Raw genomic sequence first — 16739 nt, 5'->3', positions numbered from 1 at the left:
AGGAGTCTACGGCATTGTCTGAGGCGTTACCCATAAAGTCGTTAAAGTCATCGTAATAATTGATGTCTATATCGCTGTCCCCATAGGTGTCCTCGATGAAATCCCACCAGTTGGCCTGAGCTGTGCCGAGACAAAGGAGAAGCACAAGCGAAGTTACAACGCTGCGTTGTAACTTTCGAAATTTTCTTTGAAAACTTCTCATAACGCAGCTCCCTTTTTAATGATGACTTCTGATTCTGAAATGGTGCTGCCTGTGACCTGGACAAAATATACACCGGGTGTTCCACCTTCTAATTTTATTGGGAAGTCGTGCGTGCCTTTCTTGAATAGGAAGGGTGCTAGTTTGTAGACGCTTCTTCCTTTGGCATCAAAGACTTCAATAGTGAGAACTTCTTCGCTATTGAGTTTTATTTGTAAACGGAATTCGTTGTAGAAGGGGTTGGGGTAAAGGGTTAAGAGTCTGGTGTCTTGTGTATTGGAGGCCTTGGTTGGTTGAAGGGCAAAGGCCGAGGGAGGCATCCGATCTCCTGTATGGTTGGAGTACCTTAGGGCATTTCCATATAGAATCTTTTGATCATTTTCGGACTGGAGGGTCAGGCGCAGTTGGCGGAAATCAAAGTTTGGCTTTGCGTTGGGGTTCAATGGAATCATCTCTTCCACCTTCCAGCTGTTTTTGTCTTTGATCATTTTTAATCTGAATTGCGATTGTTGACCAAAGTTCCAGGTAAGCCAAAGTTCTTCTCCCGCAGATTGGGCTGATATCTGAATGGGCTCCTCTTGATCCAAGGCTTTCCCTGCCCAATCATAGGCATAGAACGTCCCTGCCCAGTCGCCTTCCAGTTCTTCTGCTTTCGCATTGTTCTCAAAATTTACAAGGGTGTCTAATTTAGAGGTTGTGCCACTTTTTAGTTTACGGTGTCTTTTTTGGTGTTTGGTCTCTTCTTTTGAAAATTCGTTATTTTCTATGAGGTCTTCCACCCATCCATGTCCTTTATGCATTGCCTTTAGGAAATGCTCTTTGCTTTTTTCGGTGTCGGGTTCCGTTCCATAGCCTTTTAGGTGTATTACCCCCAGCATGTAGATGCATTCTTTGTTTCCCAGGGCCGCGCCTTTCTCAAACAAATTGCGGGCTTTCTGATAATCTAACTGGGTTCCAAGTCCTTTCAGTGCCATCTCTCCGGCTTGATAACAGGCTGTTGGATGGCCTTTTTCAGCGGCCTCACGCGCCAGGTGGAAGGCGAGTTCGTAGTTTCTGGATATGCCATCGCCCTTGCGTAAGGCTCTGACGAAGTTGCTTGTTCCATGAAGTGAACCTAATTGGTGGGCTCTGTCGTAGCACATAACGGCTTTTTCTTTGTCAATTTCTACACCCAGTCCTTCCTGATATATTTTTCCCAGTACGTTAAATGCTTCGGCATTATTTTTTTTGGCGAGGTAATTGAGGAGGTTCCTTGCCTTGTCGTAATCTACGGTCCGGTTGATGCCCAGTAGGGCTGCCAATGCGTGCTTCATTACAGCAGTATCTGAGGGAGCCGCTGAGGGTGTCTGGCTTTGTGCGTTGGTTGTGAGAAAGGAAAAAGCAAGCACTAAGGCTGCAAAGCAGCCAGATATATATTTTTTCATTGTATTATTATTTGGTGATTATTAGGTCACAAAAAGTGACTCTTATTTTTCCCACTTAACTTTGCCTTTGTTGGTGCGGCCGTTGTGTTTGAGCTTACGATGGGATTCTGCGGCTTTTAGGTATGGGGGCTGAATGGCTTTTAGGCGATGGATGTTTTCCTTTTGTTTGCTAACATCGTGCTTGTCTCGCATGTAAACTACTTTTTCGAGCATCAGATAATTGAAGATTTGTTCTTCTATTTTCTTGAGTTCTGCCTCGTTGTAAGCTCCCGTTTCCCGCAAAAGATTTAATTTGTCTGCTGTTTTTCTCTTAACATCAGCATAGCCTTTGTTGTAGGCGTATTGTGTTGTTTGCTTGTCTGTTAGAATGGTGTAAAAAGTTTGTGTGAACTCTTTTTCGGCTTTGTTGATTTTGTTTACATAGCTTATGGGGTCGTCTTCAAAATACAAAGCGGAATCCAATTGGAGCTGATAAGTCATGCAGAGTTGCTTAAATTCTGATTCCTGCGCAGACGATAAATCGACAAGCTTTTTAATTTCGGTCATTCTTCTTTCAGCTGCCAGCCTTGTTGTTTCAACTTCAAGGACTTGTGCTCTGATCATTGTTCCTCCAAGGAGCATTATTCCCAGGAGTAAACACATTTTTGTGTCAATTCTCATAACTTTGGTTTTAAGGTTAATATAAATCGACACAAATTTAGGTTTATTAAGCTTTTGAGGGGGGTAGAAAATAACCAAATACAGTAGACGTTTTGGTTTAAAACTTTCTCAGCGCAGCGACTCGGTCAGGAGTTTTATTTCGATGGCCGGAGAGATGCGCTCGTAAATGATGTTGTAAACAGCGTCGGTAATGGGCATGTTCACTTTGTATTTGTCGTTGATCTCCTTGATGCTTTTTGCGGCGTAGTAGCCTTCGGCAATCATCAGCATTTCGAGCTGGGCACTTTTTACCGAGTAGCCTTTGCCTATCATGGTACCGAAGGTGCGGTTGCGACTGAATTGCGAGTAGCAGGTAACCAGCAGGTCGCCCAAGTAGGCCGAGCTTTTGATGTCGCGGGTGATGGGGTGTACGGTATCTACAAAGCGCTTGATTTCCTGAATGGCGTTGGAGATGAGTACGGCCTGAAAGTTATCGCCGTAGCCCAGTCCGTGACAAATTCCGGAGGCCACAGCCATGATGTTTTTCAGTACGGCCGAGTACTCGGTGCCGTAAATGTCGTCGCTCACTACGGTTTTGATGAAGCTGCACTGCAGGCGTTCGGCAAATTCGCGGCCGCGACGGGTATCCTGACAGGCAATGGTGAGGTAGGACAGGCGTTCGAGGGCGACTTCCTCGGCGTGGCAGGGTCCGGAGATGACGGCAATCTGGTCGAGGGGCACTTCGTGCATTTTGTGAAAGTAGCTGCCCACTACCAGGTTGTGTTCGGGTACCAGTCCTTTGATGGCCGAGGCGATGAACTTGTCCTTCAGCGGAACGGTGAGTCCCTGTATGGTCTCGATTAAGAAGGCCGATGGGTTGGCGAAAATGAGGATGTCCGAATTTTCGACCACTTCATTGATGTCGGCGCTGAAATCAATGCGGTCGGTATCGAAGCCGACGGAGGTCAGGTAGTTGGGATTGTGCCCAATGCGCCGGAACTTTTCGATTTGTTCGGGATTGCGGAAGAACCAGCTGATGCGTTCTGAATTGATCAGTACCATTTTGGCAATGGCTGTGGCCCAACTGCCACTTCCTACAATACCTATTCTCGCCGTGCTTAGGTCCATGATGTTTTATTTAATCCAGTCGGCCACCTGCTCCTTCGAGGGGTTGGTCAAGCCGAGCTTGTTCTTTTTGTTTACGCCGCACAAATCCTGGTGGAGTTTGTTGGGGTTTTCTACTTCGCTGAGTTGTTTCAGGGTTTGTAAGCCTGCTTTGCGCAGGGCCGGTACCCATTCGGCGGGAATGCCTTTCTCAATGAATTTTTCGTCGCTGTCTTTTTCGGCTTTCTTCTCGGGCCGCATTTGGGGGAAGAAGAGGACTTCCTGAATGGAGGCCTGGTTGGTCATGAACATGGTCAGGCGGTCGATGCCGATGCCCATGCCGGAGGTGGGGGGCATGCCGTATTCGAGGGCACGCACAAAGTCGTGGTCGATGAACATGGCCTCGTCGTCGCCTTTTTCGGACAGGCGCAACTGCTCCTGAAAACGGCCCAGCTGGTCGATGGGGTCGTTCAGCTCGCTGTAGGCGTTGGCCAGTTCTTTGCCGTTGACCATCAGCTCGAAGCGTTCGGTGAGTTCGGGATTGTCGCGGTGCTTTTTGCAGAGGGGCGACATTTCTACGGGGTAGTCGGTGATGAAGGTGGGCTGGATGTAGTGCCCTTCGCACTTTTCGCCGAATATTTCGTCGATGAGCTTGCCCTTGCCCATGGAGGGGTCGGTTTCTATACCCAATTGCTTGCAGACTTCCTGCAGCTGGACTTCGTTCATGCCGGCGATGTCGATGCCGGTGTGTTCTTTTATGGCATCGAGCATGGTCACCCGCTTAAAGGGGCGCTTGAAGTCTATTTCGCGCTCGCCCAGCTGCACTTTGGTGCTGCCGTGCAGGGCCAGGGCTACACGCTCAATCATTTCTTCGGTAAAGTCCATCATCCACTTGTAGTCCTTATAGGCTACGTAGATTTCCATTACGGTGAACTCGGGGTTGTGGGTACGGTCCATACCTTCGTTGCGGAAGTCCTTGGCAAATTCGTACACGCCGTCGAAGCCTCCTACAATGAGGCGCTTCAGGTACAGTTCGTTGGCGATGCGCAGGTAAAGGGGGATGTTGAGGGCATTGTGGTGGGTGACGAAGGGCCGGGCGGCGGCACCGCCCGGTATGGCTTGCAAAATGGGGGTCTCCACTTCGAGGTAGCCTTTTTCGTTGAAGAATTCGCGCATGGTGTTGATGATTTTACTGCGCTTGATAAAGGTGTCCTTCACCTGGTCGTTGACAATCAGGTCGACGTAGCGCTGGCGGTAGCGCTGCTCGGGATCGGTGAAGGCGTCGTACACCTTGCCTTCTTTTTCTTTGACTACGGGCAGGGGCTTGATGGATTTGGCCAGCAGGGTGAATTCCTTAACGTGTACCGATATTTCGCCGGTCTGTGTTTTAAATACGTGGCCTTTTACGCCTATGATGTCGCCGATGTCGAGCAGGCGCTTGAATACGGTGTTGTAGAGGGTTTTGTCGTCGCCGGGACAAAGATCGTCGCGGCGCAGGTACACCTGGATGCGGCCTTTGTCGTCCTTCAGCTGGGCAAAGGAGGCGGAGCCCATGATGCGGCGCGTCATGATGCGGCCGGCCAGGCAGACTTCCTGGTACTGGTCTTCGTTGCCTTCGAAGTTATCGAGAAGGTCTTGTGAGTAGTGACTTACGGGATATTCTTCTGCCGGAAAGGGGTTGATGCCCAGTTGCTTGAGTTCTTTGAGGCTGTCGCGGCGAATTTGTTCCTGTTCGCTGAGTTCGTGCTGCTCCATGGACGGTAGTTCTGTTTAATGGAATGTAATTAAGCTGCAAAGATAACCGCAAAATCTGCAATTTAAAAAAAGAGGGCAGGTAGATTTGTTGATTGTGAGTGGGATGCCTGAACAAAGCGGGTCGTGATTGGTTATCCCTGCACAAACATTGCGTGTGGATGTGTTGATTTTATGTTATTTTTGTGATTATGGAGCAAGTTAAAAAAAGAAGAGTAGCCAAGCCCGACTGGCTTAAGATACAATTGCCGAATACCTCGGATTATCAGTGGATGAACAAGACCATTCGCGACCACAAGCTGCATACCATTTGTACCAGTGGCAAGTGTCCCAATGCGGCGGAATGCTGGAGTGCGGGTACGGCCACTTTTATGATTTTGGGCGATATTTGTACGCGGGCCTGTAAGTTTTGTAACGTGAAGACCGGTAAGCCGGAGGCGGTTGATTTTAAGGAGCCTTTGCGTATTGCGCGGTCGATTAAGATTATGCAGCTGCGCCATGCCGTGATTACTTCGGTGGATCGCGACGATTTGCCCGACGGGGGGGCCGGCGTTTGGGTGGAGACCATTCTGAAGGTGAAGGAGTTGAACCCGGGTATTACTATGGAGGTGTTGATTCCTGATTTTCAGGGTACGACTTCGCTGGTGCAGCAGGTGATTGATGCACAGCCTGAGGTAATCAGTCACAATGTGGAAACGGTTCGTCGCCTGACGCCGCAAATTCGCTCGCGAGCCAAGTACGATGTGAGTCTGGATGTGCTCCGCTACATTGCTCAGGCCGGAGTGGTGGCCAAGTCGGGCCTCATGCTGGGACTGGGTGAGCAGCCGGAGGAGGTGCTCGAAACGATGGACGATTTGGCAGCTGTTGGGGTGAGTGTGCTGACCATAGGGCAGTACCTGCAGCCTTCGAACCAGCACTTGCCGGTGCAGGAGTATGTGACCCCTGAGCAGTTTAAGTTTTATGAGGAAGAGGGCCTTAAGCGCGGCTTTAAATATGTGGAGAGCGGTCCCCTGGTACGCTCCTCCTACCATGCCGAAAAGCACATCAATGCCTTAAAAAAGTTATGAGCAAACATACCGAATTTCGTGATCTGGGATTGATCGATTACAAGGAAGCCTGGGACCTGCAGGAAAAACTCTTTGATGAGGTGGTGGCGGCTAAGCTGGCCAAGCGGGATGCGCCCGATGCAGCGGTGGAAACCATTAATCATCTTTTGTTTTGTGAGCATCCGCATGTTTATACCCTGGGTAAAAGTGGGGCGCAAAGCAACCTCCTGATCAGCGATGCGCTTTTGCAGCGCATCAATGCCACGTTTTACAAAATTAATCGCGGCGGCGACATCACCTACCATGGCCCCGGTCAGCTGGTGGGCTACCCCATTTTCGATTTGGAGGCCATGGGCCTGGGCATCAGAGAATACATCCATCATTTGGAGGAGGCCATTATTAAAACCGTGGCGCAGTATGGGCTCCCGGCCAGTCGTCTGGACGGGGCCACCGGGGTGTGGCTCGATGCGGACGATCCCAAAAAGGCGCGGAAGGTCTGTGCCATCGGGGTGAGGGCCAGTCGCTTTGTCTCCATGCACGGTTTTGCCCTCAATGTGAATACGAACCTCGACTATTTCCGCCACATTAACCCCTGTGGCTTTGTGGATAAGGGCGTTACTTCCTTGCAACAGGAGCTGGGTCGTGAACTGTCGATGGAGGAGGTAAAGGACGACTTGCTGAAGCATTTAAGTGCGGAATTTGGTCTGGCCGACCGGATTGTTCATAAGTAACAGGCGGCTTTTTGCGCCGGCGGGCGCAAAAAAGCTATCTTTGAAGGTCGAACAGAGCGGTGCCCGAGTACATGGAAAAATGCTGGAACGTAAATGAACGGGGAGACGAGAACCTGATAAAAGAGCTCGAAAGCAGTCTGGAAGTCCCCTCTTTGGTGGCTTCCCTGCTGGTGCAACGGGACATTAGTACCCCGAAGCTGGCCTATGCTTTTTTTGATTCCCGACTGGAGCATTTGCACGATCCTTTTCTGATGAAGGATATGGATGTGGCCGTGGGTCGTTTGATGACGGCCCTGCGCAACGGTGAAAAAATCATGATTTACGGGGATTACGATGTGGACGGGACGACTTCTGTAGCGCTGGTTTACTCTTTTTTGCGTCGTTTTCATGCCAACCTGGAGTTCTATATTCCCGATCGCTATAAGGAAGGTTACGGCATTTCGTCCGAAGGCATTGAAGCCGCAGCCGATGCCGGCTGTCGGCTCATCATCTCACTCGATTGCGGCATCAAGGCGGTGAATAAGGTGGCTTACGCCCAAAAATTCGGCATCGACTTTATTATTTGTGATCACCATACGCCGGGCGAGGTTTTGCCGCCGGCTGTAGCCTGCCTGGATCCACGACGAGAAGATTGTCCTTATCCTTATAAAGAACTGACCGGTTGCGGTGTTGGTTTTAAGTTTATGCAGGCATTTTGTCGCCGCAACCACTATCCCGAAACGGCGCTGTATGCGTATCTCGACCTGGTGGCGGTGAGCATAGCCTCCGACATTGCCCTGCTGAGCGGGGAGAACCGGATTATGGCTTTGTATGGTTTGGAAAAGCTCAACACCGCCCCCCGGATTGGTTTGGAGAGCATCATTCGCGATGCGCACATGGAGCATAAGGCCTTTGTGATTTCTGACATTGTATTTAAGATTGGTCCACGCATCAATGCTGCCGGTCGCATCGAATCGGGGCGCGATGCCGTGGAATTGCTCATCAGCGAAGATGAGGAGCTGGCGCGCATGATGAGCAGCAACATAGGGGTGCAAAACAATACCCGCAAAGATCTGGATCGCCTAACCACCCAGGAGGCCCTGGAAATGTTGGCGGGCAGTCCCGACCTGCAAAAAAGCAGCGCTACGGTCCTGTTTAAAGCCGACTGGCACAAGGGGGTAATTGGCATTGTGGCTTCGCGGCTGACCGACCATTACTACCGCCCTACTGTAATTCTAACGGAGAGTCAGGGCCTGGTTACCGGCTCGGCGCGCAGTGTCGATGGTTTTGATTTGTATGCTGCCGTGGAGTCGTGCAGCGATTTGCTGGTGACCTTTGGGGGACATATGTATGCGGTGGGACTGACCATGAAGCATGAGAATCTGCCGGCCTTTCAGGCGCGTTTTGAAAGCTGGGTGAAGGCACACATTCAGCCGGTGCAGCAGGTACCGCGTCTGGATATCGATGCCGAGATCAAACTTAAGGACATCAACAGCGCATTCAACGGCTGGCTCAAGCGCATGCAGCCTTTTGGTCCGGGTAACCCCAAGCCTCTTTTTGTTACACGACGGGTTTTTGACTACGGTACCAGTAAGGTGGTAGGGCGCGATCGCGAACATCTCAAACTCGAATTGATTGAAGAGTGTTCGGGGGCCATTCTTCAGGGCGTAGCCTTTGGCATGGGCCGGCATTTGCAGGCCATTAAGAGCGGTCAGCCCTTTGATGTGGTTTACGCGCTCGAAGAAACTGTGGTACATGGCAAAACCATGCTTCAATTGATGGTACGCGATTTGGATTTTCCATACGGCGATGAGCACTTTGATTACCTCGACTAAAAATGCCGGGCCTGCCGTGCATAATAAATTATTATCCTTTATATTTGTGGAAACAATAAAAACAGCCATTGCTATGAGAAAACTCTTTCAACCCAAAAGTATGGTGGCCCTGCTGGGAGCGGGACTTATGCTTTTTTCGGCCTGCAACCTTAACCGAAAGTCATCGGGTGAGCAGAATGACGCCGGCGAGAAGCTCGAGAAAGCCCGTGTGGAGGAGGATGTCCGTGAGTTTGTTTATCCCCTGCCCACTTCTTTTGAGGTCACCGAGATGCTCAACCGGGTTGGTGCGTCATACATTCTTACCCTGTCCAACCCCGTTTCCAATGTGGAGCGTTACCTTACAGAAAAATCTAAGGCCCTGAACCTGGGTGTGTACAGTGCCGACCTGAGTTACGCCAGTACTTACAACCAGAAGCAGGCCACCATCGACTATATGGACGTGTCCAAAAAGCTGATTGATGCCCTGAACGTTTCTGCCGCCATCAGTCCCGATATTCTGGATCAGATTGAGGCCCGTCAGGACAATAAAGACGAGTTGGTGGACTTGATTACCAATACTTTTTTCGATACCTACGAATTTCTGAATCAGGCCGATCGTGGGGCTGTTTCGATGCTGGTTTTGGCCGGCAGTTGGGTAGAGGCCTTGTATATTGTTACCCACATCACCGAAGACACCTTTAAAAACAAGGAGATGGTGGCTATTGTAATGAATCAGAAAGCCTCGCTGAATACCTTAATGGGCTTGATGGAAGTGGCAAAGGATAACCCTGCCGTAGCAGATGTGATGAATGATTTACAACCCTTGTACAGCATTTACAACAGTATTGAGGACGGCTCCATTACCGAAACACAAATGTCGCGCATTACCGAAGAAGTGTATAAAGTTCGTACAAAGATTGTGGAATAGCTCTTTGTTGCGCGAATGCATGGTATTAGGGCGCATTGGTTTTTACCAATGCGCCCTCTTTATTGTGAATTTTTGTAAAAAAGTTCAACAATAATTAGGACATGTCGCCGCAGGTCTTTATTTTTGGCATCGAAATATAGCTCACCAAAAAATAGTTTGGAGAAGAATTTAGAGTGTGGAACCGTTCTGCGCTTGTTTTTTTAGCAGGCAAACAGAACAGAACAGACTAAAAGTTGTGTTCAATATAGTGTTCTCTAATTCTTAATTTAACTCTAAAACTATGAAAAGAAAAGAGCTGATTTTGATTCTTTGCTTGTTCTTAGGCTTTACCACTTTTGCCCAAAAAAGGGTCGGTGGTTTGGTTCTTGAGGAACAAGGTTCTCCGGTTCCTGGCGTTACAGTGCTTGAAAAGGGGACGACCAATGGAGTAATCACCGATATGGAGGGACAGTTTAGTCTCGAAGTAGCCGGTGAAACCTCTGTTTTGGTTTTCTCCTTTGTGGGTATGCAAACTCAGGAAGTGGCGGTTGGCAGCCAGGCCAACTTTGAGGTAACTATGCTTGCTACTTTCTCCGACCTGGATGAAGTGGTGGTTGTTGGTTACGGGGTGCAAAAGAAAAAGCTGGTTACCGGGGCCAACATCTCTGTAGGTGCCGAGGACTTGCAGCGTCAGAATTCGACCGAGGCCCTCGAGGCCATTCAGTCCCTGTCGCCCGGTCTAAACATTACCCAGGCTTCGGGTATGCCCGGAGAAGGTTTTCAGGTGAATATTCGCGGTTTGGGCACGGTGGGTAATTCGGCTCCGCTTTATGTTATTGATGGGGTAGCCGGCGGCGACATCAATAATCTGAACCCTGCCGATATCGAATCGATTGATGTTTTGAAGGATGCTGCATCGGCCGCCATATATGGTTCACGTGCTGCCAACGGCGTTATTTTGGTTACCACCAAGAGTGGCCGTAAGGGCAAAATGCAGGTGACTTACGATGGCTTTTGGGGTGTTCAGAATGTGGCCAACATGCCCGACTTGCTCGATGCCAAACAGTTTATCGAGATTTATCAGGAGGAACGACGTGGCGGAGACAATCCGGAAATTGACTTCAATGCCAAAATGCCTGATTTGTACCAGAAGATCATGAGTGGGGAGTGGAAGGGAACCAATTGGATGGAGGAGGTGGAAAATGCCAATGCCCCCATTCAGAACCATGCCATCAACATCAGTGGAGGTTCCGACCAGTCGGTTTTTGCACTTGGTTTTTCTTATGCTTCGCAGGAGGGTGTTTTGGGTAAGCCTGTTCAGCCCAAACACGACAAGTACACTTTTCGTATGAACAGCGATCACGTGATTTATGAAACCAACGGCCTGGAGGTGATTAAAGTTGGGGAGACCTTCAATTACAGTTTCAGAGAGCGCTCCGGTGTAGCCATTGCGGGTATGTATTACAACGACATACGCAATATGTTGGTGGGTAATCCCATGGTTCCTGTTTACAACGAAAGAGGCGATTTTTTTGCCCAGCCCGACATCGATGCTTCCGGCATTGGTAGTATTTCGTCCCGTTTGTACAACCCTTTGGCTCAGATGGTGCTGAATCGTGGAATGAACCAGACCCAAAATTACAACATCAACAGCAATGCTTACTTGCAGATTCAGCCGGTTCGGGATTTGGTATTCAGGAGCAGCTTTGGTTACCGTATGTTTGCCGAAGCCTATCGCCAGTATCAGCCGGAATATGCCTTAGCCGGTGATGCTCGCCTCAGCCCGGGACGCATTTCGCAGCGGGCGAACAGCGGCTATGCCTGGACTGTTGAAAACACGCTGAGTTATGCTTTTGATTTGGACGCCCATCGTTTTGATGTGATGGTGGGACAATCGGCCGAGAAATGGGGCTGGGGTGCTGAAATGGACGTTACCAACGCCAAGCCCACTTTTATTGGGTTTGAGTATGCTTATCTCGATAATACCGACGGCCTGACGCCCGGGGTTACTTCGATCAGCGGAAATCCCATGGACCAGGGCGCCCTGGCTTCGGTCTTTGGTCGTATCAATTACGACTTTAACGAGCGCTACTTATTGACGCTGGTTATGCGGGCCGATGGTTCTTCCAACTTTGCCGAAGGTAACCGATGGGGGTATTTTCCATCTGTTTCTGCCGGCTGGATTTTGTCCGAGGAGGCCTTCCTTACCGACAATGTGGTGGTTGATTTTCTTAAGTTGCGCGCGAGTTGGGGTCAAAACGGGAATGCCGATATCGATGGCAATCAGTTTCTGAATCTTTTTACCTCCGATGCGGAGAACAATTATACTTTTGGTAATACACGCAATCAAATGCAGATGGGTACTTATCAGGCCCATATCAAGAATGAGGACGTTTCCTGGGAGACTTCGGAACAGTTAAACCTGGGTTTTGATGCTTATTTCCTTGGTTCGAGACTGCAGACTACCTTCGATTACTATACCAAAACGACCAAGGATTGGCTGTTACGGGCACCGATTCCGGATATTTACGGACCTATTGGGGCTTTTGTTAATGCGGGTGATATCGAGAACAAAGGTTTTGAGTTGGGTTTGCGTTGGAACGACCGGGCAGGAGAACTTAATTATGGTGCGCACTTCAATATTTCCAAAAATACCAATGAGGTAACCCGTATGGGCGACAACAGTGGTTTCTTGCAAAGTGAAGCCAACATCATCTCTCAGGGAACCGATCCCGTATGGCGGGTTGAGGTGGGTTATCCTGTAGGTTATTTCTATGGTTACAAAACCGAAGGGGTGTTTCAGAATGAGGCGCAGATCGCTTCATGGACCGGCGGGTTTCTGCAGGAAGACGCCAAGGTGGTTCCCGGAGACCTTATTTTCTCTGACACCAATGGCGATGGCGATGTAACGCCTGCCGACAAAACCATGATTGGTAATCCGCATCCCGATGTACGTATTGGGTTTGGTATAAACCTGGCTTACAAAGGTTTCGACTTTTCATTAAGTGGGAAGGGAGCCTTTGGGCACCAAATCCTGAAATCGTACCGTTCGTTTGGCGACAATGAGTTCCATAACTATACGACCGATATCCTGGGCCGCTGGACTGGCGAAGGTACTTCCAACCGCATTCCACGCATGTCGCCCGGTAACAGCCCCAACCGCATCAACATCTCTGAGCTGTATATTGAGGATGGTGACTTTGTGAAAATCCAAGACGTCTCTTTGGGTTATGATTTTGTGAAGCTCTTTCCGAATCTTCCTTTTAGTCAGGCTCGTTTTTATGTGGCCGGTCGCAATCTTTTCACCTTCACCGACTATTCGGGTATGGACCCTGAAGTGGGTTATGGCGACGACCAACCTTTTGTTTCAGGCATTGACCTTGGTTTTTACCCGGCCCCCAAGACTTATTTGATGGGCATTAACCTTAAGTTCTAAAAGATTAAAATGAAAGAGATTATGAAAAGAATCAGCTATATTATTGCGGCACTGCTTTTGTTGAGCAGCTGTGAGGATTTTCTGAGTTTTGATCCCCTGACTCAGAAAACAGATGCGATTTTTCCGCAAACGGCAGAGGATGCCAAGCAAATGATCACCGGGATTTATACCACCATGAGTAATGAGCAGCAACTCTGTGATATGAGCTACCATTTTGTGATGGAGATTGCCTCTGATGAGAAGCTTGGCGGTGGTGGCAACAACGACCTTAAGGCGCAGGCTTATGAAGGCTTTATGTATTCGGATCCCAATATGTTGAGCCACAACTGGGAGACAACCTACGAGGGCATTCATCGTGCCAACTTTGCTATAGAAAAGCTGCCGGGTATGGATGAAACCATTTTGCCGCCTGCCCGCAACAACCAGTATCTTGGCGAGGCGCTTTTTTTGCGTGCCTTTTTCTACTACCGCCTGGTTACGCTTTATGGAAGTGTTCCGCTTAAGCTTACTTCGGAGCCTGTAAATATGGGTGGCGCTGCGGTGGACGATATTTATGCCCAAATTGCCAGCGACTTGACGCAGGCCATTGAATTGTTTCCCGATGTGGCTTATACTGCGGTCGAAGACGGCAGGGCCAACCGTTGGGCCGCTCAAGCTATGTTGGCGCGGGTCTGGTTGTTTTATACCGGATTTTATCAGAAGGATGCACTGCCTTTGGCCGGTGGTGGCTCGGTAAACAAGCAGGATGTGATTGACGGACTGGAGGAGTTGGTATTGAAAAGCGGTCACCGTTTGGTGGGCGATTTTCATGAGTTGTGGCCTTATACCAACTCCCTGACCATTGGTGAGTACGACTACATTCAGGATTATATGAACGAAACGGGCAAAGATCTGCTTTATGCCAGCGATAACGGCGCACGTAATCCTGAAAGTCTGTTTGCCCTTAAGTTTTCTAATTTTGCCGATTGGGACATTCGTCGTGGCTATGCCAATATGTACCAGTTGTTTTTTGGTCTCCGTGGCCTGCAGCCTGTTCAGAATACCTGGCCATTTGCCGGTGGATGGGGACAAGGCAACTCCATTCCCAAGCAGATGGTCGACGATTGGTTGGCCGATGAGCCCGGGGATTTACGTCTCGGTGCTTCGGTGCTCGATATTGAGGCAGAGCTTTACTGGGAAGAAGAGGTGAAGCAAGAAGATGGTTCCTATAAAACCGAGGTGCGTCAGTATGCCAAAGGCCAGTGGGATTTTGTTTGGGAAAGCAATTACTGGGGAAAGAAGTACCTGGGAGCGGCCTATCGTGAAAAAGAAGGCGACAAATTTAAATATTACAACGATTACAGTGTAAAAATGTACGGCAACCCCGACAACAATCAGTTGTCGCATGCCGACGACCTGATTTTTATTCGCTATGCCGATGTTTTGCTGATGTTGGCTGAGTTAAGTGAGGATGTCCAATACATCAATGCGGTGCGAGAGCGTTCTGGTTTGACCGAAGTCCCTGCCTATTCGCTGGAAGCTCTGCAAAAAGAACGTCGTTATGAGTTGGCCTTCGAAGGTTTGCGCTGGAACGATATGCGTCGTTGGGGTGCCGACTATTGCAAGGCGGCTTTGGAGAGTCAGGTGGGTACCCCCGTGCTTAACTTTGGTAATCCCGCTACCTTTAACGGCGTACATCCCGATGGTTATAGTGCCCGTTACGAGGAAACCAAGGGTTTTTATCCCATTCCTCAGGCACAAATTGATCTTTCAGACGGTTTGTTGGAGCAGGTTCCCGGTTACCGCGATGGCAAGGGCCTTTATCCTGGTTTTAGTCAGTAAGCACAAGAGGGCTTAAACCCCCAGGGGTTTCGGCAAAAATAAAAAGGAGCTGTCGATGTCGACAGCTCCTTTTTATTTTAAAATACCCTGTCGTTTTACTTAACCAATACCTTGCTTACCTTTTGGTCCACTTTTACCAGGTAGAGTCCGCCAGGCAGAGCAATACTCAGGTCGCCACTGGCAGCGTTTTGCTCAAACACCTTGGTGCCGGTGAGATTGTAAACAGTAATGCTGTTGTTTTGCAGTCCCGCCACTTGTAAACCACCTGCTTTTGAAAAGACGCTTGCGCCAGAATTTGTTTGTGGTGCATTGGGCAGAGAGGTGGCTGTTCCAACCAGACTTACATCATCGGCATACCAAATGGTGGTCACTTCGTCTTGCGTGCCGTTGCAATTGATGCCGAAGCCAATGAATACAGTACCCTCCAATTCCAGGGTGTTGGTAATGTCTATTTCGGTGTATTCCCAGCTGGTGCTTGCTCCTTTTTCGCGGTTGATACTTCCCAGCAAGGTTCCTGCTGAGCCGTCGTCATCGAAAGCGCCTGAAGGCAGCGTTGACCAGGCAAAAACCTTGATGTGTTTATAGCCTACATCGCCCTGGGCCCAATGGGCCTTAAAGGTAAAGGTACTGTAAGCGGAGAGCTTGTCGCCCTCGGGCAAGGTGAAGGCCAGAACCGGCGCTGAATTGTAATTGTTGGGTGTGAATTTCAGAACCTGGTTGCCGCTGGCCAAGGGGTCCTCTGCAATTACTGCCTCCATGCCTCCCCAGCCAATGGCGTGCTCGGTGTCGCCCAATTGTTTGTCCTCAAAATCGTTGGTTAATTTGGGTCCGCTGTTTTCGGGATAGCTTACGGTGATGTCGTCGAAGTAAATGACGCCTGCCGTTTTGGGCTGAAAAGCCAGTTGCTTGTATTCTGCCCAATTGACATCTCCCGCCAGGTTGAATTCGATGCGGGTCCAGGTGTTTTGCGCCACTGGTTTAAAGGTCTCCGTCTCGTTTTTCTCTTCCCCGGCGCCGCCATTTTCGAGGTAAATTTTAATCTCATTTTCGGCATCGGTGGAGTATACCAATACCGAAATCTTGGCCGACTCTTTGGTCAGGAAGCCGTCTCCCATCCATTTGGCGATGGAGCCCCAAGCTGTCTCCGGGGTCAACTTTAATGCTTTTGATGAGGTGTTGGGCTCTGTTGCAGAGGGGTTGTCCACCACTTCCACGGAAGCTCCCCCTTGCCAGGAAGCCCAGCTGTCCGCGGCACCATCTTCAAAATCATTCAGTTTGATGTTCTGTGCTGTTACGGTGGCTGCTGCAAAAAAAACAGCTGCACAGGCTGCGTAAAATTTTTTCATAAAATAATAATTTGGTTGTTAAAGAATGTGAATAAAATTCGTTTACCTTTAGGACAAATACAAGTATTTTTTCAACAAAAACCAATATTATTTTATTCTTGTGAAGCATTCTTTCTACCATCAGGAACCCACCACCAGATGACTGCTGTTCCCAATATTGCGGATCCGGCAGCCACCCACCTTAATATGGGCTGGGCTAGGAGGAGCATGGACAGGCCAATCATCACCCAAGTGAGGAGTATGGCATAAATTTTTTCTTGTTTGAGCATGCCTTTGTGCTGGTGATAGCGTTTGATACGGGCACCCAGGTACCTGTGGTTCAGCAGCCAGTTGTGTAGGCGGGCAGACCCTTTAAGAAATAGGGTGGCGCTGAGCAACAAGAAGGGCGTAGTGGGCAGTCCCGGCAGCACAATTCCTGTTACGCCAAGCGCCAAAGAAAGGGATCCCAAGAGTATGTAAAGGGTTTTGCGCATATTAATTTGCTTGCTTTTGCTGGGTGCTAAATTACCCTTTTGGCGGGATCGGTTTTTTTATAAAGATG

13 protein-coding genes are annotated in these 16739 nt (G+C 49.3%); 6 read left to right on the top strand and 7 right to left on the bottom strand.

Going from position 1 to position 16739, the window contains the following annotated elements; genetic code table 11:
- The 5 genes from B4W65_RS14400 to lysS all read right to left on the bottom strand — a co-directional run.
- Nucleotides 1–202, bottom strand: a 202-nt coding sequence (locus B4W65_RS14400; protein WP_146697800.1) for a hypothetical protein, incomplete at its 3' end; no start/stop codon positions are given.
- A complete protein-coding gene (locus B4W65_RS14395) occupies nt 199–1623 on the bottom strand; it encodes a T9SS type A sorting domain-containing protein (RefSeq protein WP_088655871.1) in 1425 nt (474 codons plus the stop codon). The genes B4W65_RS14395 and B4W65_RS14400, both read right to left, overlap by 4 nt.
- A gap of 42 nt (nt 1624–1665) precedes the next feature.
- Nucleotides 1666–2283, bottom strand: a complete 618-nt coding sequence (locus tag B4W65_RS14390) for a hypothetical protein (protein WP_146697799.1) — start codon at nt 2281–2283, stop codon at nt 1666–1668.
- A gap of 108 nt (nt 2284–2391) precedes the next feature.
- Nucleotides 2392–3390: an NAD(P)H-dependent glycerol-3-phosphate dehydrogenase gene (locus B4W65_RS14385; protein ID WP_088655869.1), complete on the bottom strand. Its 999-nt coding sequence runs from the start codon at nt 3388–3390 to the stop codon at nt 2392–2394.
- Between the two features lie 6 nt (nt 3391–3396).
- Nucleotides 3397–5121: a lysine--tRNA ligase gene (lysS, locus tag B4W65_RS14380; RefSeq protein WP_088655868.1), complete on the bottom strand. Its 1725-nt coding sequence runs from the start codon at nt 5119–5121 to the stop codon at nt 3397–3399.
- Nucleotides 5122–5309: 188 nt separating this feature from the next.
- On the opposite strand from lysS, the gene lipA reads away from it, so the two are divergent.
- From lipA to B4W65_RS14350, 6 genes are all read left to right on the top strand, one after another.
- Entirely contained in the window at nt 5310–6185 is an 876-nt protein-coding gene (lipA, locus tag B4W65_RS14375) for a lipoyl synthase (protein ID WP_088655875.1), read from the top strand.
- Nucleotides 6182–6895 carry a lipoyl(octanoyl) transferase LipB gene (gene lipB, locus B4W65_RS14370; RefSeq protein ID WP_088655867.1) on the top strand — a complete coding sequence of 238 codons (714 nt, stop codon included), beginning with the start codon at nt 6182–6184 and terminating at the stop codon, nt 6893–6895. Before lipA ends, lipB begins: the two co-directional genes overlap by 4 nt.
- Before the next feature lie 71 nt (nt 6896–6966).
- Nucleotides 6967–8709 (top strand): single-stranded-DNA-specific exonuclease RecJ, encoded by a 1743-nt coding sequence (gene recJ / locus B4W65_RS14365; RefSeq protein ID WP_088655874.1) that lies wholly within the window; start codon nt 6967–6969, stop codon nt 8707–8709.
- Between the two features lie 73 nt (nt 8710–8782).
- Nucleotides 8783–9616: a hypothetical protein gene (locus tag B4W65_RS14360; RefSeq protein ID WP_088655866.1), complete on the top strand. Its 834-nt coding sequence runs from the start codon at nt 8783–8785 to the stop codon at nt 9614–9616.
- 280 nt (nt 9617–9896) lie between these two features.
- Complete coding sequence (locus B4W65_RS14355; RefSeq protein ID WP_088655865.1) at nt 9897–13031, top strand: SusC/RagA family TonB-linked outer membrane protein; 3135 nt, start codon at nt 9897–9899, stop codon at nt 13029–13031.
- Between the two features lie 21 nt (nt 13032–13052).
- The gene (locus tag B4W65_RS14350) at nt 13053–14852 is read left to right on the top strand and encodes a RagB/SusD family nutrient uptake outer membrane protein (protein ID WP_088655873.1); all 1800 of its coding nucleotides are present in this window, start codon (nt 13053–13055) and stop codon (nt 14850–14852) included.
- A gap of 95 nt (nt 14853–14947) precedes the next feature.
- Here the strand turns inward: B4W65_RS14350 and B4W65_RS14345 are convergent, their stop codons facing one another.
- Together B4W65_RS14345 and B4W65_RS14340 are read right to left on the bottom strand one after the other, a co-directional pair.
- Nucleotides 14948–16198, bottom strand: a complete 1251-nt coding sequence (locus B4W65_RS14345; protein WP_088655864.1) for a carbohydrate binding domain-containing protein — start codon at nt 16196–16198, stop codon at nt 14948–14950.
- A gap of 92 nt (nt 16199–16290) precedes the next feature.
- On the bottom strand, nt 16291–16671 hold the full coding sequence (locus tag B4W65_RS14340) for a YbaN family protein (protein ID WP_088655863.1): 381 nt from the start codon (nt 16669–16671) through the stop codon (nt 16291–16293).
- Between the last annotated feature and the right edge of the window lie 68 nt (nt 16672–16739).

This window comes from Geofilum rhodophaeum (genome assembly GCF_002210225.1).
Classification (GTDB): Bacteria; Bacteroidota; Bacteroidia; order Bacteroidales; family Marinilabiliaceae; genus Geofilum; species Geofilum rhodophaeum.
Note: the sequence above shows the minus strand (reverse complement) of the source record. Positions and strands in the feature narration are given on the sequence as shown.